At 65.4% G+C, this 21,713-nt stretch carries 19 protein-coding genes; 9 read left to right on the plus strand and 10 right to left on the minus strand.

Annotation, left to right across the window (positions count from 1 at the left end; genetic code table 11):
- The first annotated feature begins 178 nt into the window (after positions 1 to 178).
- The 8 genes from acs to ACOHWE_RS03815 all read left to right on the plus strand — a co-directional run bounded on the left by acs (position 179) and on the right by ACOHWE_RS03815 (position 9,691).
- Positions 179 to 2,140 carry an acetate--CoA ligase gene (gene acs / locus ACOHWE_RS03780; RefSeq protein ID WP_420664227.1) on the plus strand — a complete coding sequence of 654 codons (1,962 nt, stop codon included), beginning with the start codon at positions 179 to 181 and terminating at the stop codon, positions 2,138 to 2,140.
- 8 nt (positions 2,141 to 2,148) lie between these two features.
- A complete protein-coding gene (locus ACOHWE_RS03785) occupies positions 2,149 to 2,832 on the plus strand; it encodes an adenylate kinase (RefSeq protein WP_420664680.1) in 684 nt (227 codons plus the stop codon).
- Between the two features lie 200 nt (positions 2,833 to 3,032).
- The gene (locus ACOHWE_RS03790; protein ID WP_420664229.1) at positions 3,033 to 3,317 is read left to right on the plus strand and encodes a DUF4212 domain-containing protein; all 285 of its coding nucleotides are present in this window, start codon (positions 3,033 to 3,035) and stop codon (positions 3,315 to 3,317) included.
- Positions 3,318 to 3,322: 5 nt separating this feature from the next.
- Positions 3,323 to 5,104, plus strand: a complete 1,782-nt coding sequence (locus ACOHWE_RS03795) for a sodium:solute symporter family protein (protein ID WP_420664230.1) — start codon at positions 3,323 to 3,325, stop codon at positions 5,102 to 5,104.
- Positions 5,105 to 5,205: 101 nt separating this feature from the next.
- Complete coding sequence (locus ACOHWE_RS03800) at positions 5,206 to 7,053, plus strand: DUF294 nucleotidyltransferase-like domain-containing protein (RefSeq protein WP_420664232.1); 1,848 nt, start codon at positions 5,206 to 5,208, stop codon at positions 7,051 to 7,053.
- Positions 7,054 to 7,181: 128 nt separating this feature from the next.
- Positions 7,182 to 7,706, plus strand: coding sequence for a hypothetical protein (locus ACOHWE_RS03805; RefSeq protein ID WP_420664234.1), 525 nt, complete (start codon positions 7,182 to 7,184; stop codon positions 7,704 to 7,706).
- The gene (locus tag ACOHWE_RS03810) at positions 7,703 to 9,115 is read left to right on the plus strand and encodes a 3'-5' exonuclease (protein ID WP_420664681.1); all 1,413 of its coding nucleotides are present in this window, start codon (positions 7,703 to 7,705) and stop codon (positions 9,113 to 9,115) included. Before ACOHWE_RS03805 ends, ACOHWE_RS03810 begins: the two co-directional genes overlap by 4 nt.
- A gap of 75 nt (positions 9,116 to 9,190) precedes the next feature.
- A complete protein-coding gene (locus ACOHWE_RS03815; protein ID WP_420664236.1) occupies positions 9,191 to 9,691 on the plus strand; it encodes a flavin reductase family protein in 501 nt (166 codons plus the stop codon).
- Positions 9,692 to 9,715: 24 nt separating this feature from the next.
- On the opposite strand, the gene ACOHWE_RS03820 is transcribed toward ACOHWE_RS03815, so the two are convergent.
- The 8 genes from ACOHWE_RS03820 to ACOHWE_RS03855 form a co-directional block, all read right to left on the minus strand.
- Entirely contained in the window at positions 9,716 to 10,609 is an 894-nt protein-coding gene (locus ACOHWE_RS03820) for an ATP-binding protein (protein ID WP_420664237.1), read from the minus strand.
- 149 nt (positions 10,610 to 10,758) lie between these two features.
- Positions 10,759 to 11,745 carry an ABC transporter substrate-binding protein gene (locus tag ACOHWE_RS03825; RefSeq protein WP_420664239.1) on the minus strand — a complete coding sequence of 329 codons (987 nt, stop codon included), beginning with the start codon at positions 11,743 to 11,745 and terminating at the stop codon, positions 10,759 to 10,761.
- 120 nt (positions 11,746 to 11,865) lie between these two features.
- Positions 11,866 to 12,711, minus strand: coding sequence for an ABC transporter permease (locus ACOHWE_RS03830; RefSeq protein ID WP_420664240.1), 846 nt, complete (start codon positions 12,709 to 12,711; stop codon positions 11,866 to 11,868).
- Positions 12,712 to 12,796: 85 nt separating this feature from the next.
- Positions 12,797 to 13,714 (minus strand): ABC transporter permease, encoded by a 918-nt coding sequence (locus tag ACOHWE_RS03835; protein ID WP_420664242.1) that lies wholly within the window; start codon positions 13,712 to 13,714, stop codon positions 12,797 to 12,799.
- Positions 13,711 to 14,169 (minus strand): GNAT family N-acetyltransferase, encoded by a 459-nt coding sequence (locus ACOHWE_RS03840; RefSeq protein ID WP_420664244.1) that lies wholly within the window; start codon positions 14,167 to 14,169, stop codon positions 13,711 to 13,713. Before ACOHWE_RS03840 ends, ACOHWE_RS03835 begins: the two co-directional genes overlap by 4 nt.
- Positions 14,156 to 15,007 (minus strand): ABC transporter ATP-binding protein, encoded by an 852-nt coding sequence (locus ACOHWE_RS03845; RefSeq protein ID WP_420664246.1) that lies wholly within the window; start codon positions 15,005 to 15,007, stop codon positions 14,156 to 14,158. The genes ACOHWE_RS03840 and ACOHWE_RS03845 overlap by 14 nt, the downstream gene beginning before the upstream one ends.
- Before the next feature lie 59 nt (positions 15,008 to 15,066).
- Entirely contained in the window at positions 15,067 to 16,521 is a 1,455-nt protein-coding gene (hydA, locus tag ACOHWE_RS03850; RefSeq protein WP_420664247.1) for a dihydropyrimidinase, read from the minus strand.
- A gap of 130 nt (positions 16,522 to 16,651) precedes the next feature.
- Positions 16,652 to 17,902 carry a Zn-dependent hydrolase gene (locus ACOHWE_RS03855; protein WP_420664248.1) on the minus strand — a complete coding sequence of 417 codons (1,251 nt, stop codon included), beginning with the start codon at positions 17,900 to 17,902 and terminating at the stop codon, positions 16,652 to 16,654.
- A gap of 268 nt (positions 17,903 to 18,170) precedes the next feature.
- On the opposite strand from ACOHWE_RS03855, the gene ACOHWE_RS03860 reads away from it, so the two are divergent.
- Entirely contained in the window at positions 18,171 to 18,785 is a 615-nt protein-coding gene (locus tag ACOHWE_RS03860) for a TetR family transcriptional regulator C-terminal domain-containing protein (RefSeq protein ID WP_420664250.1), read from the plus strand.
- Between the two features lie 130 nt (positions 18,786 to 18,915).
- On the opposite strand, the gene preA is transcribed toward ACOHWE_RS03860, so the two are convergent.
- Positions 18,916 to 20,220: an NAD-dependent dihydropyrimidine dehydrogenase subunit PreA gene (gene preA, locus ACOHWE_RS03865; protein ID WP_420664252.1), complete on the minus strand. Its 1,305-nt coding sequence runs from the start codon at positions 20,218 to 20,220 to the stop codon at positions 18,916 to 18,918.
- 52 nt (positions 20,221 to 20,272) lie between these two features.
- Positions 20,273 to 21,607, minus strand: coding sequence for an NAD(P)-dependent oxidoreductase (locus tag ACOHWE_RS03870; RefSeq protein ID WP_420664253.1), 1,335 nt, complete (start codon positions 21,605 to 21,607; stop codon positions 20,273 to 20,275).
- Positions 21,608 to 21,713: the final 106 nt, after the last annotated feature.

Genomic DNA, 21,713 nt, shown 5'->3' on the forward strand with positions numbered 1-21,713 from the left:
AAAATTTACAAATCACGGTAAACGCCGGAAATTCGTTCACAAGCAAATCGTTAAATTACCGCTGCTTATTCACAAATTTTCAGCCTGCGGTATTATGACTGCGGAGGAAGGAAACGGTTTGACAGACACGTCTTATGATTGTGGTGTCATGCCTGGAAGATTTGAGGGAGGACACCAAATGAACGCGCTGCACGCTGACGCCGTCTATCCGCCGTCTGAAGAGACCGTTGCCCGCGCGCATGTCAATGCCGCACAATATGACGAGATGTATGCCGCCTCGATCCGGGACCCGGAAGGGTTCTGGCGTGAACAGGGCCAGCGGCTGGATTGGATCAAACCATTCACCGAAGTGAAGGACGTGAATTTCAGCCTCGGCAATGTCTCGATCAACTGGTTTGCGGACGGGACGCTGAACGTCGCCTCCAATTGCATCGACCGCCACCTGGACACCCGCGGCAGTCAGACCGCGATCATCTGGGAGCCGGACGACCCGAACGAAGCGGCACAGCACATCACCTACAAGGCGCTGCACGAGAACACCTGCCGCATGGCAAACGTGCTCAAGGACCTCGGGGTGACCAAGGGCGACCGGGTGGTGATCTATCTGCCGATGATCCCCGAGGCCGCCTATGCCATGCTGGCCTGCGCCCGCATCGGCGCCATCCACTCCATCGTCTTTGCCGGCTTCAGCCCCGACGCGCTTGCCGCCCGCATCAACGGCTGCGGCGCCAAGGTGCTGATCACCGCCGATGAGGCCCCCCGCGGCGGCCGCAAGACACCCCTGAAAGGCAACGCCGACGCCGCGCTCAAGAACTGCAAGGGCGAGGTCGCCTGCCTGGTGGTGAAACGCACCGGCGGAGACACCGAGTGGACCGAAGGCCGCGACCACGACTACAACGCGCTGGCTGCCGATGCCTCTTCCGACTGCCCGGCCGAAGAAATGAACGCCGAAGACCCGCTGTTCATCCTCTATACCTCCGGCTCCACCGGCCAGCCCAAGGGTGTAGTGCATACCACCGGCGGCTATCTGACCTTTGCGGCAATGACGCATGAGATCACCTTCGACTACCACGACGGCGACATCTACTGGTGCACCGCGGATGTGGGCTGGGTGACCGGCCACAGCTACATCATCTACGGGCCGCTCGCCAACGGCGCCACCACGCTGATGTTCGAGGGCGTGCCCACCTACCCCGACGCTTCCCGCTTCTGGCAGGTCTGCGAGAAGCACAAGGTAAACCAGTTCTATACCGCCCCCACCGCGATCCGCGCGCTGATGGGCCAGGGCGACAGCTTCGTCGAGAAGTGCGATCTCTCCAGCCTGAAGCTCCTCGGCACCGTGGGCGAGCCGATCAACCCGGAAGCCTGGGAGTGGTATCACAACGCGATCGGCAAGGGGAAAACCCCGATCGTCGATACCTGGTGGCAGACCGAGACTGGCGGCCACCTGCTGACCCCCCTGCCCGGTGCCCACGCGCTCAAACCCGGTGCCGCGATGAAACCCTTCTTCGGAATTCAGCCGGTGGTGCTGGACCCGCAGTCGGGCCAGGAGATCGAGGGCAACGGTGTCGAAGGCGTGCTCTGCATCAAGGACAGCTGGCCCGGCCAGATGCGCAGCGTCTGGGGCGACCACGCCCGCTTCGAGAAGACCTATTTCGCCGACTATGAAGGCTACTACTTCACCGGCGACGGCTGCCGCCGCGACGAAGATGGCGACTACTGGATCACCGGCCGGGTCGATGACGTGATCAACGTGTCCGGCCACCGCATGGGCACCGCCGAAGTCGAAAGCGCGCTGGTTGCGCATGACGCCGTCGCCGAGGCCGCCGTGGTCGGCTACCCGCATGAGATCAAGGGCCAGGGCATCTACTGCTACGTGACCCTGATGCACGGCAAGGAACCCTCGGAGGAACTGCGCAAGGAACTGCGGACCTGGGTGCGAAACGAGATCGGCCCGATTGCCAGCCCGGACGTGATCCAGTGGGCGCCGGGCCTGCCCAAGACCCGTTCTGGCAAGATCATGCGCCGCATCCTGCGCAAGATCGCCGAGAACGATTTCGGCTCCCTCGGCGACACCTCGACCCTGGCCGATCCGTCGGTGGTCGACGACCTGATCGCCAACCGCGCGAACAAGGGGTGACGGACATGATGGACACAATTGTGGAAACCACCCCATCGGTGCTGATCCTGCTGGGCCCGCCGGGCGCCGGCAAGGGCACCCAGGCCCGGATGCTCGAAGAGCGCTTCGGCCTGGTCCAGCTCTCCACCGGCGACCTCCTGCGGGTGGCGGTGGCGGAAGGCACCCCTGGGGGCAAACAGGCCAAGGCGGTGATGGAAGCGGGGGAGCTGGTCAGCGACGATATCGTCATCGACATCCTGCGGGACCGGCTCAGCGCGGCCGACTGCGCCCGCGGCGTGATCCTGGACGGCTTTCCGCGCACCACAGTGCAGGCTGCGGCGCTTGACAAGCTCCTGGCGGAAACCGGCCAGCGCATCAACGCCGCGATCAGCTTGGAGGTCGACGACGCCGCGATGGTGGCCCGGATCTCCGGCCGCTACACCTGCGGCTGCTGCGGCGAGGGCTACCACGACAGCTTCAAGCTTCCTGCGGAGGCCGGCACGTGCGACAAATGCGGCGGCACCAACATGACCCGCCGCGCCGATGACAACGCCGAGACGGTGGCCAGCCGGCTTGAGGCCTACCACGCCCAGACCGCGCCGCTGATCAGCTACTACGCGGACCGCGGCGTCCTGCAGAAAACCGATGCCATGGGCGGTATCGCTGATATCGCCCGGGACATGGCAGCCATCGTCAAGCAGGCTGCCATCTAACCATAAGAACGGGGCCTGCCCCTGAGCAGGCAGGACCCCGTCCCCCGCACAAGTGAATTCCTGAAGGCCGCCCTGCACCCGCAGGCGCGGACCCGGGGAGTACTGCCTGCGCGCCCCGATCCGGCGCCGGGCAAACGGAGAGAGTCTGCCCGGCGGCCGCCCCGCCCCCGGCAGCACAGGAGGAAGAAGGAGGAGCCGCCATGGCGGAACAAACCACAAATACGGCACAGCCTGCCGAAGCCGGAAAAGGCTACTGGCAGGCCAATGTACGCATCATTCTGGTCAGCCTGGTGATCTGGGCCCTGGTCTCGTTCGGGTTCGGCATCCTGCTGCGCCCGATGCTGTCCGGCATCCCCGTCGGCGGCAGCGACCTGGGCTTCTGGTTTGCCCAGCAGGGATCGATCCTGGTGTTCCTGGGTCTGATCTTTTTCTACGCCTGGCGGATGAACCGTCTCGACCGTGAATTCGGCGTCGACGAGGAGTAAAGATCATGGATCAATTCACCATCAACCTGCTGTTTGTGGGCGCGAGCTTCGCGCTCTACATCGGCATCGCGATCTGGGCCCGTGCGGGCTCCACATCTGAATTTTATGCTGCCGGCCGGGGCGTCCACCCCGTCACCAACGGCATGGCCACCGCGGCCGACTGGATGTCGGCGGCCTCCTTCATCTCGATGGCGGGGCTCATCGCCTTCACCGGCTATGACAACTCGACCTTCCTGATGGGCTGGACCGGCGGCTACGTGCTGCTTGCCCTGCTGCTCGCGCCCTACCTGCGCAAGTTCGGCAAGTTCACCGTGTCCGAATTCATCGGCGACCGCTTCTATTCGCCGACTGCCCGCATCGTGGCGGTGATCTGCCTGATCGTGGCCTCCACCACCTACGTGATCGGCCAGATGACCGGCGTGGGTGTCGCCTTCGGCCGCTTCCTTGAGGTCTCCAATACCGCGGGTCTGCTGATCGGCGCCTGTGTGGTCTTCGCCTACGCCGTGTTCGGCGGCATGAAGGGCGTGACCTATACCCAGGTGGCGCAGTACTGCGTGCTGATCATGGCCTACACCATCCCGGCCATCTTCATCTCGCTGCAGCTGACCGGCAACCCGATCCCGGCGCTTGGCCTCTTTGGCGAGCACACCGCCTCCGGCGAGCCGCTGCTCGCGAAACTGGACGCGATCGTGTCCGAGCTCGGCTTTGCCGAATACACCGCGCATCATGCCGACACCTTCAACATGGTGCTTTTCACCCTGTCGCTGATGATCGGCACCGCGGGCCTGCCCCACGTGATCATGCGCTTCTTCACCGTGCCGAAGGTTTCCGACGCACGCTGGTCCGCAGGCTGGGCGCTGGTCTTCATTGCGCTCCTGTACCTGACCGCCCCCGCCGTAGGCGCGATGGCCCGTCTCAACATCACCGACATGATGTGGCCCAACGGCACCAACGCCGAAGCGGTCTCGGTCGAGCAGATCGAAAACGATCCGCGCTATGACTGGATGGCGACCTGGCAGAAGACCGGCCTGCTGGGCTGGGAAGACAAGAACGGCGACGGCCGCATCCAGTACTACAACGACCAGGCGCCCGCGATGCAGGCGAAGGCGGCGGAGAACGGCTGGACCGGCAATGAGCTGACCAACTTCAACCGCGACATCCTGGTGCTCGCCAACCCGGAAATCGCCAACCTCCCCGGCTGGGTGATCGGCCTGGTGGCGGCGGGCGGCCTCGCGGCGGCGCTGTCGACCGCAGCGGGCCTCCTGCTGGCGATCTCCTCGGCGGTCAGCCACGACCTGATCAAGGGTTCGATCAACCCGTCGATCTCGGAAAAGGGTGAGCTCTTGTCGGCCCGGATCGCCATGGCCGTGGCCATCGGTGTCGCCACCTACCTCGGCCTCAACCCTCCGGGCTTCGCTGCCCAGACCGTGGCGCTTGCCTTTGGCCTTGCTGCCGCCTCGATCTTCCCGGCGCTGATGATGGGCATCTTTACCAAGGTGAACAACAAGGGCGCCGTGGCCGGCATGCTGGCAGGCCTGATCGTGACCCTGGTCTACATCTTCCTGCACAAGGGCTGGCTGTTCATCCCGGATACCAACTCCTTCACCGACGCGGACCCGCTGCTCGGCACCATCAAGTCGACCTCCTTCGGAGCCATCGGCGCCATGGTGAACTTCGCGGTGGCCTTCGCGGTGTCGAAGTCGACCGAGGCGATCCCCGCCGAGATCGAAGAGCTGGTCGAAAGCGTCCGCATCCCGCGCGGCGCCGGGGCCGCACAGGACCACTGAACCTCCCCAGGCGGGCTGCCTGATGGCCCGCCTCTTCCCTCGGGGTCCCGTCCCGTTCACACTTGGCGGGACCCCTTTTCCTTTCCCGCAGAGGTGCCGGCATGCCGCTTTCCGACAGCGATCTCAAACGCTTCCTCACCTCTGTTCACCCCTACGACAGCCTTTCCCCGGAAAGGCTCGCGGCCCTAGTGCCCGCCTTCCGCCAGATCGAGGCAGACGCTGGCACAAGCATCTACCGCTTCGGCGACGCGCTCGACGGGCTCTACCTGGTGCACGCGGGCGAGGTGGAAGTGACGGACGAAAACGGCATGCCGGTCTCCCTGCTGGGCCCCCGCAATTCCTTTGGCGAGCGCGGGCTGGCCCGCGACGGCCGCGCCGCGACCTCGGCCCGCGCCACCTGCGCCAGCCACCTCCTGATGCTGCCCCGCGCGGATTTCGACGCTCTCAAGACCGCGGAGCCGGTCGTGGCCCGCTTCTTCAACCGCACCCGACCCACGCCCGCCGCTGCCGCCCGCGGCCCCGGCGCCATGGCCGCCACCCGCGCCGCCGACATGATGGCAAGCCCCCCGGTCACCTGCCCGCCGGAAATGACCTGCCAGAAGGCTGCACAGCTGATGCAAACGCGCGGCATCTCCTGCCTCTGCGTGACCGACGACGGCGCGCTTACGGGCGAGCTCACCGGTATCCTCACCACCCGCGACCTCACCGGCAAGCTGCTGGCCGAGGGCCTCCCGCACGCGACACCTGTAGCCGAGGTGATGACCCGCGATCCGCAAGTGCTGCCGCCTGCAGCCCTCGGCGCCGACATCCTGCGGCTGATGAGCGAGCACGGCTTCGGCCATGTGCCCATCGTCGAGGCCGGGCGCCTGATTGGAATCGTCACCCAGACCGACCTCACCCGCTTCCAGGCGGTAAGCCAGGCCTGGCTGCTCTCCGCCATCGCCCGCGCGCGCTCCGCCGAGGAGATCGCCCGCGCCACCGCCGAGATCCCGCGGCTGCTGGTGCAGCTGGTGGCAGGCGGCACGCGGCATGAAATCACCACGCGACTGATCACCGACATCGCCGACAGCGCCACGCGCCGCCTGCTTGCCCTGGCCGAAGAAAGGCTGGGCACGCCGCCGGTACCCTACCTTTGGCTCGCCTGCGGCAGCCAGGGCCGACAGGAACAGACCGGCGTCAGCGATCAGGACAACTGCCTGATCCTGTCGGATGACTACACACCGGGACACGCAGACTATTTCGAGGCGCTGGCCCGCCTTGTCTGCGACGGGCTCAACACCTGCGGCTATGTCTATTGCCCAGGGGAGATGATGGCGGTGAATCCCCGCTGGCGCCAGCCACTGGCCACCTGGCGCGGCTACTTCAAGGGGTGGATCGAAAGCCCCGGGCCGGAGGCGCAGATGCTCGCCTCGGTGATGTTCGACCTGCGCCCGATTGGCGGCCAGACCTTGCTGTTCACCGGCCTGCAGGCGGAAGTGCTGGAGGCCGCCAGCGCCAACTCCATCTTCACCGCCCATATGACAGCCAATTCGCTGAAACACACGCCGCCGCTCGGCCTGTTCCGCGGCCTTGCCACCATCCGCTCGGGTGAGCACCGCAACACGCTGGATCTGAAGCACAACGGCGTGGTTCCGGTAGCGGATCTCGCGCGGCTCTATGCGCTGCAAGGCAAGCTGGCAGAGGTAGGAACCCGTGCCCGCCTCACCAGCGCTGCTGCGGCGGGCGTGCTGAGCGCCTCCGGTGCCCGCGACCTTACCGATGCTTACGACCTGATCGCCCAGACCCGGCTGGAACATCAGGCCAGCCAGATCCGCAACGGCGCAGCGCCCGACAACTACCTCGCGCCCGCAGATCTTTCGGATTTCGAGCGCAGCCACCTGCGCAACGCCTTCGTGGTGGTAAAAACGATGCAATCTGCGGCGGGGCACGGTAAATCTGTCCTCAGCTGACAGCAGCACATGCGGCAGGCCGGAGGACCCTCCGGCGGGAGTATTTGGGGCAAGGTGACAGGCACGGGATGGTATGCGGCACCACCCGTCAGACAAAGCAGGCCTGGGTGAACCAAGGGGGAGAGCAGATGTTTCTGGAACTGATCGCGGTTATTTTTGCAGGGCTGGCGGCAGCCGGGCTGGTGATGATGGGAGGCCGTGCCTTCAGGGGGCGGCTGCCGCGCTGGCTGGCTCCGGTGGCGGCGGCGGTGTCGATGATCGGCGTGACGATTGCGCTGGAGTACGGCTGGTACGGGCGCACCAGAGCCGCGCTGCCCGAGGGGCTGACGGTGGCCGAAACCGTAGAGCACGAGAGCATTTACCGGCCATGGACCTATGCGGTCCCTTATGTTGACCGCTTCGCGGCGCTCGACACCGCGGGGCTGATGAGTCATCCCGCCCACCCGGATATCTTCCTCGCCGAGATCTTCTTCTTCGGCCGCTGGGCGCCGGTCAGCAGGGCCTCGGCGCTGCTGGATTGCGGCGGATGGCGCCGGGCGCTGGTGGAAGACGGCGCGGAGATCGGAACCGACGCCCTGCCCGAGGGGCTGGCCTGGGTGGCGGCGGAACCGGAGGATGCGATCCTGACCACCGCCTGTGACGGCCGGGCCTGATGGCAAGGCTGAGCCTCAGGATCCGCATCTTCCTGTTCTTCTGCCTGCTTGCCTCAGGCGGCATTGCGGTGGTCAGTGGCGCGCTCTGGCTGGCTTACGGCCGCGCCGGGCAGCCTGCGCTCTCCGACGCTTTCATCTTTGCAGGTCTGCTCAGCGGCTTCTGCATCCTTGGCCTCACCGCCGCCATCTGGCTGCTGTTCGACGAAAACGTCGCCAAGCCGATCGAGCGGCTGGCGGCGGGAATGCGGGCGAGTGCCCACGCGGGCGTGCGCGGAAACATGGACACCCACGGGGCACGGTACCTGGGCGACCTCGCCGCGGCGGCCGAGGGGCTGGCAGGCCAGCTCGGGACCGCAGCGCTGCAAACGGCCGAGGCCATCGCCCGCGAGACCGAGCACCTGGAAGCCGAGAAAGCCCGCCTCGCCGCGCTGCTCACCGACATCCCGATCGCCACGGTAATGGCGAGCCCTGCGCATCAGATCGTGCTTTACGATGGCCAGGCCGCGGCGCTGCTGGCGGAGGAAGCCCCGCCGCGGCTTAACGCCCCCCTTTCCGACTACCTTGACCGGAGCGGGCTGGAGGCGGCTTATGGCCGGATGGTGCGCAGCGGCATGGAAACCGCGGCCACGATCAAGAGCGCCAGCGGCGCCAAAAGCTTTGATCTGCAGCTGAAACCGCTGGGCGGTGCGCCGGGCTATATCCTGATCTTCGAGGCCAGCCACGCCGCGCCCGTCCCGCCCGGCGAGAGCCGGCCGCTGGTCTACGACTTCGCCCTGCTCGACACACCGCCAAGCGGGCTGGAAGAGAGGCCGCTCTCCTCCCTGGTCTGCGCCGTCTTCGACAGCGAAACCACCGGGCTCCTGCCGCACAAGGACGAGATCGTGCAGATCGGCGCGCTGCGCGTGGTGCGCGGCAATATCATCGATAGCGAGCGCTTCGAGACCCTCGTCGACCCCAAGTGCCCGATTCCGCCCTCCGCCACACGGGTGCACGGCATCAGCGATGCGATGGTCGCAGGGGCGCCAGGAATTGCCGAAGCCGCCCGCGCCTTCCACCGCTTCGCCTCGGACGCCGTGATCGTTGCCCATAACGCCCCCTTCGACATGGCTTTCCTGCACCGCCACGCCAAGCGGGCCGGCGTCACCTGGGACCAGCCGGTGCTCGACACGGTGCTCCTCAGCGCGGTGCTGTTCGGCGCCTCGCAGGAGCATACGCTGGATGCACTCTGCGCCCGGCTGGAGGTCACCATTCCGCCCGCCGAACGCCACACCGCGATGGGCGATGCCCGCGCCACCGCCGAGGTATTCTGCAAGATGCTGCCGATGCTCGAGGCGCGCGGGCTCGGCACCCTCGGCGAGGTGATCGCCGAGACCCGCAGGCACGGCCGCCTGCTCAAGGACCTCAACTAGGTGGACAATCGCCGCCGCGCGTGGCAGGTCAGTCGGATCAATGACCAGCCCCGCGGACCACAGGACAGGCGAGAGATGACCGAAACCCGCTTCACTCCCGGGCCCGGAACGGCACGGGCCTACCGCGATGCGCTCGGCTGCTTCGGCACCGGCGTGACGGTGGTCACCACGATGACCGCGCAGGGGCCGCTTGCGATCACCGTGAACAGCTTCACCTCGGTCTCGCTCGACCCGCCGCTGCTGCTGTGGTGCCCGGCGCGCGGCTCGCAGCGCCACGACGCTTTTGCCACTGCCAGCCATTTCGCCATCCACGTGATGGGCGAGGACCAGCTGGAACTGGCCCGGCATTTTGCCGCCAAAGGCGCGGATTTCGCAGGCATCGCCTGGCAGCCCAGCCGCACCGGCGTGCCGGCGCTCGGCGGCGTGCTCGCGCGGTTCGACTGCCGGCACCACGCCTGCCATCCGGGCGGCGATCACAGCATCATCGTCGGCGAGGTGGAACAGGTCTGCACCCGCCCCGGCAAGGGGCTGATTTTCAAGCGCGGCCAGTACGGCGGTTTTCTGGAGCAGCCGTAACCTCCCCGGTCGGCTCGGATCAGCTCAGGCCTCAGGCTCGGGTGTCCGCAGGCGGCGCGGCAGCACCGCATTCACTGAGAGATCCATGCCCGGCTCCAGCCGCAGCACCTGCTGCGGGCATACCCCGGCGCAGATGCCGCATTGGAAACAGAGGGATTCGTCAAAGCTGAGCGCATTGCTCTCCTCCTCGATCCAGAGTGCCTCAGCCGGGCACATCCAGCTGCAGCGCGCGCAAAGATCGCAGCCCTCGCCAGACAGGGAGACCGCGCCATAGGGCACCGGGTCGGTGAGAGGCACATGGGTCTGGCTGAGCGGCAAGAGCGCCGCCGCGCTGGCGCGGGCGGTATCGCGGCGGCTGCCCACCGCCAGCATCTCCGGCGCCGCCCAAGCACGGGGGCTGATATCCGGCTCCAGCAGTGCCGCAAGCTCGGCCGGGTCAGCAAATAGGGCGATCCGCCCCCTGCCGCCAAGATCCTCCGTGAGCTCGGTCTCCCGCCGCTGCTGCAGCGCTGGCGCGGATTCGGCCGCCCGCTGGAGGAAGATCATGTCGAACCCGCAGGCCAGCGCATGCAGCAAGTCCGGGTGGCCGACCCCGGCAACGCAGCAGGCCGCTACATCGTTAATGTCCAAATGCTGCGGGCGAGGCACCCGCGCAACGATGGCGGCCCCGGCGGCTGCGTCATGCAGGATTAGCACTTGCGCCCGCCCGCTGGCCTCCTTGCGCGCGCCCGCGAGGGCACAGATCGGCAGCAGCGGCAGCCCGGTGAACGCGTTAGGGGCTTCCAGGAGCTGGCAGTCCTCGCCCGCAATACAGCCCGCAGCCCGCGTGCCCGCGCGCTGATGGCAAAAGCAAAGCCGCAGGGGCGGCTCGCCCAGCCACGGACGGCGGCTGGAACTATGAACCCTCTGTTCTCCCATGGGATAAAGGTATCATCCCCAATGCGCGCATTACGGGCAATTCTCCATAAAACCGGACCGTCCCCCGCGGCAGCGGTCCCGGGAAACGGCAAGGCCGCCGCAGGGTTTCCCCGGCGGCGGCCCCGCGATCAGGCCTGCAAGGCCTTGGATCACTTCAGTGCGGCGTCAGTCACCTTGTGGGTCCAGGCGCCCTCCGGCTCCTTGGTGATCACCGGCGCCGAACCGCCGCTCATCAGCGTCTCCACGGTGCGCTGGTAGTCGGCCGGATCCAGCGCGCCGTTGCTGCCCGCGGTCAGCTTGGCGATCTCGCTCATCATCCGCTTCTGGTGCTCCTCGGTCTGGGCACCCGACGCGTCGTTGTCGAGCACGATCTCCGCCGCTTCCTCAGGGTTCTCCTCTGCGTATTTCCAGCCCTTCATAGAGGCCCGCACAAAGCGTTCCATCTTGTCGACGAAGGCCGGATCCTCGAGGTTCTCCTCCAGCACATAAAGCCCGTCTTCCAGCGTGGCGACGCCCTGATCCTCGTATTTGAAAGTGATCAGCTCGTCCGGGGAGACGCCCGCATCGATGACCTGCCAGTATTCATTGTAGGTCATGGTGGAGATGCAATCGGCCTGACGCTGCAAGAGCGGGTCGACGTTGAAGCCCTGCTTCAGCACTTCAACGCCGTTCTCCGCCTTGCCGCCGGTGTCGATGCCCAGCTGGCTCATCCAGCTCATGAAGGGGAACTCATTGCCAAAGAACCACACGCCCAGGGTACGGTTGGCGAGATCCTCGGGCTTGGAGATGCCGGTGTCCTTCCAGCAGGTCAGCATCATGCCCGAGCTCTTGAAGGGCTGGGCAATGTTCACCAGTTCCAGCCCCTTCTCGCGCGCTGCCAGCGCCGCGGGCATCCATTCCACGGTCACGTCGGCGCCGCCGCCAGCGATCACCTGGGTGGGCGCGATGTCCGGGCCGCCGGGAAGGATGGTCACGTCCAGCCCCTCTTCCTCGTAGAAGCCCTTGTCCTGAGCCACGTAGTAGCCCGCGAACTGCGCCTGGGTCACCCACTTGAGCTGCAAGGTGACCTCATCCGCCGCCTGCGCCGCGGAGCCTGCGCCAAGCGCCAGCGCGGCGGCTGCCAGAAACTGTTTCATGTCCTTGTTCTCCCTGTTTGTTATGCGATGGAGCTTGCCCGGCTTCCCGCCCCTGTTCAAATTTTTTATGTGCCGGTCATTCAGGCGGGGAGCGGCCCCGAATGGGGCCGCCCGCCGGTCTTATCCGCGCTGCGAGGGGTGCCAGAAAGTAAGCGCCTTCTCAGCCAGCACGATCAGCCCGTAGAAGGCCGAGCCCGCCAGCGCCGCCACCACGATCTCGGCCCAGACCATGTCGAGCGCCAGCTGCCCGACACTGGTGGAGATGCGGAAGCCCATGCCCACGGTGGGAGAGCCGAAGAACTCCGCCACGATCGCCCCCACCAGTGCCAAGGTGGCCGAGATCTTCAGACCGTTGAAGATGAAGGGCAGCGCAGCCGGCAGGCGCAGCTTGAAGAAGCCCTGCCAGTAGCTCGCGGCATAGGTCCGCATCAGGTCGCGCTGCATGGCGGAGGTCTCGCTCAGGCCTGCAACCGTGTTCACCAGCATCGGGAAGAACACCATCACCACCACCACGGCCGCCTTGGACTGCCAGTCGAAGCCGAACCACATCACCAGGATCGGCGCGGTACCGACAATCGGCAGCGCAGCCACGAAGTTGCCGACCGGCAGCAGCCCGCGGCGCAGGAAATCGCTGCGGTCGACCAGCACCGCGGTGACGAACGCCGCGCCGCAGCCGATCACGTAGCCGCCCAACGCACCCTTTAGGATGGTCTGAACGAAATCCTGCCACAGGACCGGCAGGCTTGCTGCGAAGCGCGCTGCAATTTCCATAGGCGCCGGCAGAATCACCAAGGGCACTTCGAGCCCCCGCACCAGCAGCTCCCAGACCACAAGGAGCGTGGCGCCGAAGATCAGCGGAACCGCCAGCCGCACCGCGCGCGTGTCCGAGGCCGCCCCGTTCGCCAGCCGGCTGTTCAGCCACCAGCCGCCGCACCAGACGGCTACCGCGAGAATGACCTCGATCATGCCGCGCCCTCCTGGGTCTGTCGGAACCATATACCCCGGATGAGCCGCGCAGCAGTGAAGGCAGCGCCCTGTTGCAAGACTTCTCTCATGCCCGCACCCCCATGCGTTTCAGAACCAGCCGTTCGGTCAGCGCCAGAAGCCCCACCAGAAGCGCCGCGAGGATCGCCGCGGCAAACAGCGCCGACCAGATCTGCACGGTCTGCCCGTAGTAGCTCCCCGCCAAAAGCCGCGCGCCAAGCCCGGCAACAGCACCGGTCGGCAGCTCCCCCACGATGGCGCCGACGAGCGAGGCCGCGATACCGATTTTCAGCGAGGCAAAGAGATAAGGCATCGAGGACGGCAGCCGCAGTTTCCAGAACCCCTGCGCCGTGCCGGCATTGTAGGTCTTCAGAAGATCCAGCTGCATCGCATCCGGTGCTCTGAGACCCTTCACCATGCCGACCACGACAGGGAAGAAGCTCAGGTAGGCCGAGATCACCGCCTTCGGAATGATCCCCTGCACCCCCACGGAATAAAGCACCACGATGATCATCGGCGCCAGAGCGATGATCGGGATGGTCTGGCTGACGATGGCCCAGGGCATTACCGACATGTCCATGACGCGCGAATGCACGATCCCCACCGCCAGCAGGATGCCCAAGCCTGTGCCGATGGCAAAGCCCAAGAGCGTCGCCGAGAGCGTCACCTGCCCGTGATAGATCAAGCTGCGCTTGGAGGTGATCTTCTTCTCCACCGTGGTTTCCCACAGCTCCGCCGCCACCTGATGCGGCGCGGGCAAACGCGGGCGGTCCTGCACCCATGTGTCCCCGATGGCAAAGCTGTTGTTCGCCACCAGGACGATCTCGCTCATGTCCCGCCGGTCCCTGGCGGCAGGCGGCGTGATCTCAACCCCGGCGCGTCCGGCGGCGTCGAGCACGCCCTTGATGTTCATCGGCACGCAAGCCGCATACCACAGCGCGATAATGGCGGCAGTGACGGTCAGCACGGCGAGAAAGCTCTTCATCGGTGCCACTCCATCCGCATCTCAGGTATTGCCGGATCCGCCGCATTTCCGCGCCCCGGCGCGGCGCTTTGCGTCCCGCCTGCCTGCACCGGCCGGAACCCTTCGCGACGGTAAAACCGCTGCGCGCCCGTGTTCGGAACATGCGTGTTCAGCGACAGGAAAGATCGGCCTTCCTTCGCGCGGTCGAGAAGAAGCTTGCCAGTCCCCTGTCCCGGCTGCGCGCAGTGAAACCCCCAGATGTGAGAACTTTCAGGATCCAAGGACAAATAACCCTCTATCGGATCGCCGGCGGCCCAGATCTCCCGCACTTCCAGCCCTTGGACAAAAAGCGCTTCGAAATCTTCGGCAGGCAGGTCCCGCCGCATCCATTCCGTGCGGTCGATCCAGCCGTTTATTATTTCTGCCATCCCGGCCGCGTCCCGAAGTGTTGCCTTGCGCACCTCAACCATCGGCATGCCCCGCGCGCAGCCCCTCGCGCACCCGGTGCGCAATCTCAATGAACTCCGCCGTGTCACGGATATCCAGGGGCCGTTCTTTCGGCAGCGGGCTTTCGATCACATCGGTGATCCGCCCGGGCCGCGGCGACATCACCACGATCCTGGTCGAAAGATACACCGCCTCCGGGATCGAATGGGTGACAAACCCGATGGTCTTGTCGGTCCGCGCCCAGAGGTGCAGGAGCTGCTCGTTCAGATGGTCGCGCACGATCTCGTCGAGCGCCCCGAAGGGTTCGTCCATCAGCAGGATATCGGCATCAAAGGCCAGCGCCCGGGCAATGGAAGCGCGCTGCTGCATCCCCCCCGACAGTTGCCATGGAAACTTGCCGCCAAAGCCCGAAAGCTCCACCAGCTCCAGCACCTCGGCCACGCGCTTCTCCTGCTCGGCCTTGGAGTACCCCATGATCTCCAGCGGCAGCTTGATGTTGCGCGCGATGCTGCGCCACGGATAAAGCCCCGCCGCCTGAAACACGTAGCCATAAGCCCGGCTCTTTCGGGCCTCCTCCGGGGTCATTCCGTTGACGCTGAGCGTGCCCCCGGTCGGTGTCTCCAGCGCCGCAATGCAGCGCAGGAAAGTGGTCTTGCCGCACCCCGAAGGCCCGATGAAGGAGACAAAATCCCCCTTGGCAATTTCCAGGTTCACGTCTTTCAGCGCATGCACCGGCCCGTCATTGGTCTGAAACGTCAGATCCAGCCCGCGGGCTTCGATCACGGTCTCAGGCGCGGTTGCAGGAGCTGTTGCAGGGGCGGCGGCAGCGTCGGTCAGGGCGGCCTCGGATGTGGTTTCCATATTCATATCTTTGCCTTGCCTGGAAAGGAAAACGGGCCGCCGTTTCCGGCAGCCCGCTCCTCAAATTACACGCCTGTGGCCGGGATCCCCGACCGCTCCACCGGACGGGGCGCGGTCAGCTCCTTCCAGGTGCTCAGCGCCTTGTTGACCGAAGTGTTGGCCTCCCGCGCGACGAACTTTCCGTGGCCCTCCTCGCACCGGATCTCGCCGTCATGCACCGCCACCTGGCCGCGGGTCAGCGTGAAGCGCGGCAGGCCCTTCACCTCATGGCCCTCAAACACGTTGTAGTCGATCGAAGACTGCTGGGTGTCCGCGGAAATCGTCTTGCGCTTCTCCGGGTCCCATACCACCAGGTCAGCATCCGCGCCGACCAGCACCGCGCCCTTTTTCGGGTAGCAATTCAAGATCTTGGCGATGTTTGTCGAGGTAACGGCCACAAACTCGTTCGGGGTCAGCCGGCCGGTTTCGACGCCGTGGGTCCACAGCATCGGCATCCGGTCCTCAAGACCGCCGGTGCCGTTCGGGATCTTGGTGAAATCGCCCACGCCTGTCCGCTTCTGCTCGGTGGTAAAGGCGCAATGGTCGGTCGCCACGACGGACAAGGAGCCCGACTGCAGGCCGGCCCACAGGCTGTCCTGATGCTGCTTGTTGCGGAACGGCGGCGACATCACCCGGCGGGCAGCATGGTCCCAGTCCTTGTTGAAATACTCGCTCTCATCCAACGTCAGATGCTGGATCAGCGGTTCGCCCCAGACCCGCTTGCCCTGCATCCGGGCGCGGCGGATGGCCTCGTGGCTCTCCTCGCAGGAGGTATGCACCACATAAAGCGGCACCCCTGCCATGTCAGCAATCATGATGGCGCGGTTGGTCGCCTCGCCCTCCACCTGCGGCGGGCGGGAATAGGCATGCGCCTCCGGGCCGGTGTTGCCCTCGGCCAGGAGCTTGGCCTGAAGTTCCGCCACCACGTCGCCGTTCTCGGCATGGACCAGCGCAATGCCGCCCAGCTCCGAGAGCCGTTTGAACGAGGCAAAAAGCTCGTCATCATTCACCATCAAGGCGCCCTTGTAGGCCATGAAATGCTTGAAAGTGTTGATGCCGCGCTCCTGGATCACGGTCTTGATGTCGTCAAAGACCTGCTCGCCCCACCAGGTCACCGCCATGTGGAAGGAATAGTCGCAATTCGCGCGCGTGGACTTGTTGTCCCAGCGCTTCAAGGCATCCAGCAGGCTTTCGCCGGGATTGGGCAAGGCGAAATCCACCACCATGGTGGTGCCTCCTGCAAGGCCTGCGCGGGTGCCGGACTCAAAATCATCCGAGGAATAGGTGCCCATGAAGGGCATCTCCAGATGCGTATGCGGATCGATGCCCCCCGGCATCACGTAGCAGCCGGTTGCATCCAGCTCCTCGCCGCCCTTGAGGTTCGGCCCGATCTGGGTGATGACCCCGTTCTCGATCAGCACATCCGCCTTGTAGGTCAGATCGGCGGTCACGATGGTGCCGTTCCTGATGACTGTGCTCATGGTTAAACTCCCTGATCCGGGGCGCAATCCCGCGCCGCCCACTATTTCTTCCGCTGTCTGACGCAGCTGATTTCACGTTTCCGGAAATACTCCGGGGGAGCGGCCTGACGGGCCGCGGGGGCAGCGCCCCCTACTCCACGATCTCCGCCGTCTCCACCACCGCATGCAGCAGCACGTTGGCCCCTGCCTCTGCCCACTCCTTGCTGATCTCCTCGGCCTCGTTGTGGCTGAGCCCGTCGACGCAGGGGCACATCACCATCGCGGTCGGTGCCACCCGGTTGATCCAGCAGGCATCGTGACCGGCGCCCGAGATGATATCCAGGTGCGAGTATCCCAGCCGCTCCGCGGCGCTCCTCACCGCCTGCACGCAGCCCTCATCGAATTTCACCGGATCGAAGCCGCCGACCTTTTCGAAGGCAATCTCCACCCCCATCGCCTCGGCGATCTCCCCGCCCTTCTGCCGCAGGCGGTTCTCCATGTCGGTGATCACGTCCAGTTCAGGACTGCGGAAATCGACGGTGAAGACCACCTTGCCCGGGATGACGTTGCGCGAGTTCGGGTAGACGTCGATATGGCCCGCCGCCCCGACCGCATGCGGTGCGTGCGACCAGGCAATTTCATCCACCGCCTCCAGCACCCGCGCCATCGCGAGCCCGGCATTGCGCCGCATCGGCATCGGGGTGGAGCCGGTGTGCGCGTCCTTGCCGGTGATTGTTACCTGGGTCCAGCTCAGCCCCTGGCCATGGGTGACGACGCCGATGTCCTTGCCCTCCGCCTCCAGAATGGGCCCTTGCTCGATGTGCAGCTCGAAAAAGGCACGCATTTTCCGCGCTCCGGCCTCTTCCTCGCCGCGCCAGCCGATGCGGGCAAGCTCGTCCCCGAACTTTTTCCCCTCCGCATCTTCACGCGCATAGGCCCAGTCCTGCGTGTGGATGCCCGCAAACACGCCGGAGGACAGCATGGCGGGTGCAAACCGTGTGCCCTCCTCATTTGTGAAGTTGGTGACTACAATCGGATGCTTGGTCCTGATGTCCATATCGTTCAGCGAGCGGATCAGCTCCAGCCCGCCCAGCACGCCCAGCACCCCATCGTATTTCCCGCCGGTCGGCTGCGTGTCCAGATGCGAGCCGACATAGACCGGCAGCGCATCTGGGTCTTCCCCCTCACGCCGCGCAAACATGTTGCCCATCTGGTCGAGCCCCATGATGCAACCCGCGTCTTCGCACCATTTCTGGAACAGCGCGCGGCCCTCGCCGTCCGCATCCGTCAGGGTCTGGCGGTTGTTGCCGCCCGCGACCCCGGGGCCGATCTTCGCCATCTCCATCAGGCTGTCCCACAGCCTGTCTGCATTGATTGTCAGATTCTGTCCAAGCGACGTCATCAAGAGCTTCCTTCCCTGTGCGCCCGTCTGGTGCAGGCTTACCCCGGCTTGGCGCCGTGTTAGGTGGCTTTGAAGTGCTGGCCGTCCGAAGGTGCGCTCCTGGCCCCGCAGCTTCGATTTGACCAACTGGTCAAACTCACGCTAACACGGGGGAGGCATCAGTCAAGAATTTGCCGCATACCCTTCGAAAAAAGCGAAGCCGCCGGCTGCAACTGGCCAATTTCGCGCCACCTGCCCAGCCACCGGGCGCAGAACGGACCGCCTGCCCATGCCTGCCTCCCGCGCACCGACCCGGATCCAGAAGAAGAACCGCGCCGCCATCCTCGAAGCTGCGCTGGATGTCTTTTCCACCCACGGCTTCCGGGGTGCCACCGTGGACCAGATCGCCAGCGCCGCCGGACTCAGCAAGCCGAACCTGCTCTACTACTTCCCTTCCAAGGAAGAGATGTTCAACGCGCTGATGGCGGGGCTCTTGGACACCTGGCTCGACCCGTTGCGCGCCATCGACCCCGAGGGCGAGCCGCTGGAGGAGATCCTCGCCTACGTGCAGCGCAAGCTGCAGATGAGCCGCGACTACCCCCGCGAAAGCCGGCTATACGCCAACGAGATCGTACAGGGCGCGCCCCGGCTGCACGGCGTGATCGCGGGTGAGCTGGCCGAATTGGTGGAGGAAAAGGCGGCCCTGTTCCAGGGCTGGATGGATGCGGGCCGGATCAATTCGACACATCCCAAGCACCTCCTGTTCTCAATCTGGTCGCTGACCCAGCACTACGCCGATTTCGACGCCCAGGTCCGCACCCTGATGGACCCGGAAGACCCGTTCGACGCCGCGCCGCAGTATCTGGAAACTCTCTACCGGCGCCTGCTCACGCCCAAAACGTAAGCCCTTAACAAACGAAACGGCCCCGAGGGGCCGCCCGTTTTCATCTTTGTGCAAATACTCCCGCCGGAGGCCCGCGCGCCATAGGCGCGCATGACAATTAGACACCGCGCCTAAAGGGCGCGCATCCTCCTCACTCCGCCGCTGCGGCCGCCGGGTTGTTGGGATGCGTGGTCCAGTTGCCATATTCGCCAGAAACCACCTTACCCGTGCGCTCGTCGATCTGGCCCGCAGGGAGTTCCACCATAGTGATGCAGCCTTCCACCGGGCAGACGTTGACGCAAAGGTTGCAAGCAACACATTCGTCGTCCTTCACCGTGAAAACCCGGTCTTCGCTCATCGCGATGGCCTGGTGCGAGGTGTCTTCGCAAGCGGCAAAGCAGCGGCCGCACTTGATGCAGTCGTCCTGGCTGATCCGTGCCTTGGTCACGTAGTTGAGGTCGAGATACTGCCAGTCAGTTACGTTCGGCACCGCCATGCCGATGAAATCCTGGGTGGAGGTGTACCCCTTCTCGTCCATCCACTCCGACAGGCCGGAGATCATCTCCTGCACGACCTTGAAGCCATAGGTCATCGCCGCGGTGCAGACCTGCACGTTGCCCGCGCCCATCGCCATGAACTCCGCCGCGTCGCGCCAGGTGGTGACGCCGCCGATGGCGGAGATCGGCAGGCCTCGGGTTTGCGGGTCGCGGGCGATTTCCGCCACCATGTTCAGCGCGATCGGCTTCACCGCCGGGCCGCAATAGCCGCCATGGGTTCCTTTGCCAGCAATCGTCGGCTCCGGCGCCATGCTGTCGAGGTTGACCGAGGTGATAGAGTTGATGGTGTTGATCAGGCTGACTGCATCGGCATTGCCCGCATGGGCCGCCCGCGCCGGGTGGCGGATGTCGGTGATATTCGGGGTCAGCTTCACGATCACCGGCTTGGAGTAGTATTTCTTGCACCACTCGGTGACCATCTGGATGTACTCCGGCACCTGCCCCACAGCGGAGCCCATGCCGCGTTCGGCCATGCCATGCGGGCAGCCGAAGTTCAGCTCGATCCCGTCGGCGCCGGTGGCCTCAACCTTGGGCAGGATCGCCTTCCAGGCCTCTTCCTCGCAAGGCACCATGATCGAAACGATGACGGCCCGGTCCGGGTAGTCCTTCTTGACCCGGGTGATTTCCTCCAGGTTGACCTCCAGCGAGCGGTCGGTGATCAGCTCGATGTTGTTGAGCCCCAGCAGCCGCCGGTCCGCGCCCCAGATCGCGCCGTAGCGGGGGCCGTTCACGTTGACCACCGGCGGGCCTTCGGCGCCCAGCGTCTTCCAGACCACGCCGCCCCATCCGGCCTCGAAGGCGCGGCGGACGTTGTATTCCTTGTCGGTCGGCGGCGCCGAGGCCAGCCAGAACGGGTTCGGGGACTTGATCCCCAGGAATTCTGTCGTCAGATCAGCCATTTGATCTCTCCTCTTCAAGCTCGCTCGGCGCGGTCACCCGCCCCTCGCTGGCTCAGCCCAACAGGCTGGAATGAATGTCCATCGCCGCGTCGCGGCCCTCGGCCACGGCGGTCACGGTGAGGTCGTCGCCGCCCGAGGCACAGTCGCCGCCGGCCCAGACGCCACCGACCGACGTGCGCCCGGTCCCGCTCACCTTGATCTTGCCGCCGTCCAGTTCCAGCGCCTCGGGCGGGCCTTCCAGCGTCTGGCCGATCGCCTTGAACACCTGGTCCGCCTTCAGCCGCACGGTCTCCCCGGTGCCTTGCACCCGGCCGTCCGCAACTTCGGTGTACTCCAGCTCAATCTCCGCCGCCGCGCCGTTGCCATGCACCGCCTTGGGCATGACGTTGAACATCAGCTTCACCCCCTTGGAAGCCGCCAGGTCCTGCTCGAACCGGCTTGCGCCCATCGCCTCCCGGCCGCGGCGGTAGGCGATGGTGACATTCTCCGCGCCCAGCAGCTTGGACTGCACCGCGGCATCCACCGCAGTCATGCCGCCGCCGATCACCACCACGTCACGGCCGACCGGCAGCGATTTGAGGTCTTCGGCCTGGCGCAGTTCGGCAATGAAGGCGACCGCGTCGCGCACCCCGTCCTTGTCTTCGCCCGGCGCGCGCAGGGCGTTGACGCCGCCAAGCCCGATCGACAGGAACACCGCGTCATACTCGGCCTTGAGCGCATCGAGGCTCAGGCCCTCGCCGAGCTTCTTGCCGTACTCGATTGTAATCCCGCCGATCTGCAAGAGCCAGTCAACCTCGGCCTGGGCGAAGTCATTGGTCGATTTGTAGGCCGCGATGCCATATTCATTGAGCCCTCCGGGTTTTTGACGGGCCTCATAGATCACCACCTCGTGGCCCAGCATCGCCAGCCTGTGCGCCGCCGCAAGCCCCGCAGGTCCGGCACCCGCCACCGCCACCTTCTTGCCGGTCGGGGCCGCGCGGGTAAAGGGATGCGCGCCCTTCGCCATCAGCGTGTCGGTCGCGTAGCGCTGCAGGCGGCCGATTTCTACCGGTTTGCCCTCTGCCGCCTCGCGCACACAGGCCTCCTCGCAGAGCGTCTCGGTCGGGCAGACACGGGCGCACATGCCGCCAAGGATGTTCTGCTCGAAAATGGTGCGCGCCGCCGACTCCGGGTGGCCGCCCTGAATCTCGCGAATGAACTGCGGAATGTCGATCGAGGTGGGACAGGCAGTCATGCAGGGCGCGTCGAAACAGAAATAGCAGCGGTCCGCTGCCACCGCTGCCTCATGCGCGTCGAACGCAGGATGCAGGTCCCCGAAATTCTCTGCAATCTCGGCAGCGTCCAAACGCGCCGCCTGAATGCCGGATGCCTGATGGCTGGTCGCCATTGGGTGTCTCCCTGGTTGGTCATTCTGGTTTTTTGGCTGTTATTGGGAACCAGAGTGCCACAGTTTCTTTTTTTATCAACTGGTAAAATTTCCACTTGGACCAAAA

Origin of the sequence: Cribrihabitans neustonicus (genome assembly GCF_048820895.1) — a bacterium.
In the GTDB taxonomy this organism is placed as follows: domain Bacteria; phylum Pseudomonadota; class Alphaproteobacteria; order Rhodobacterales; family Rhodobacteraceae; genus Cribrihabitans_A; species Cribrihabitans_A neustonicus.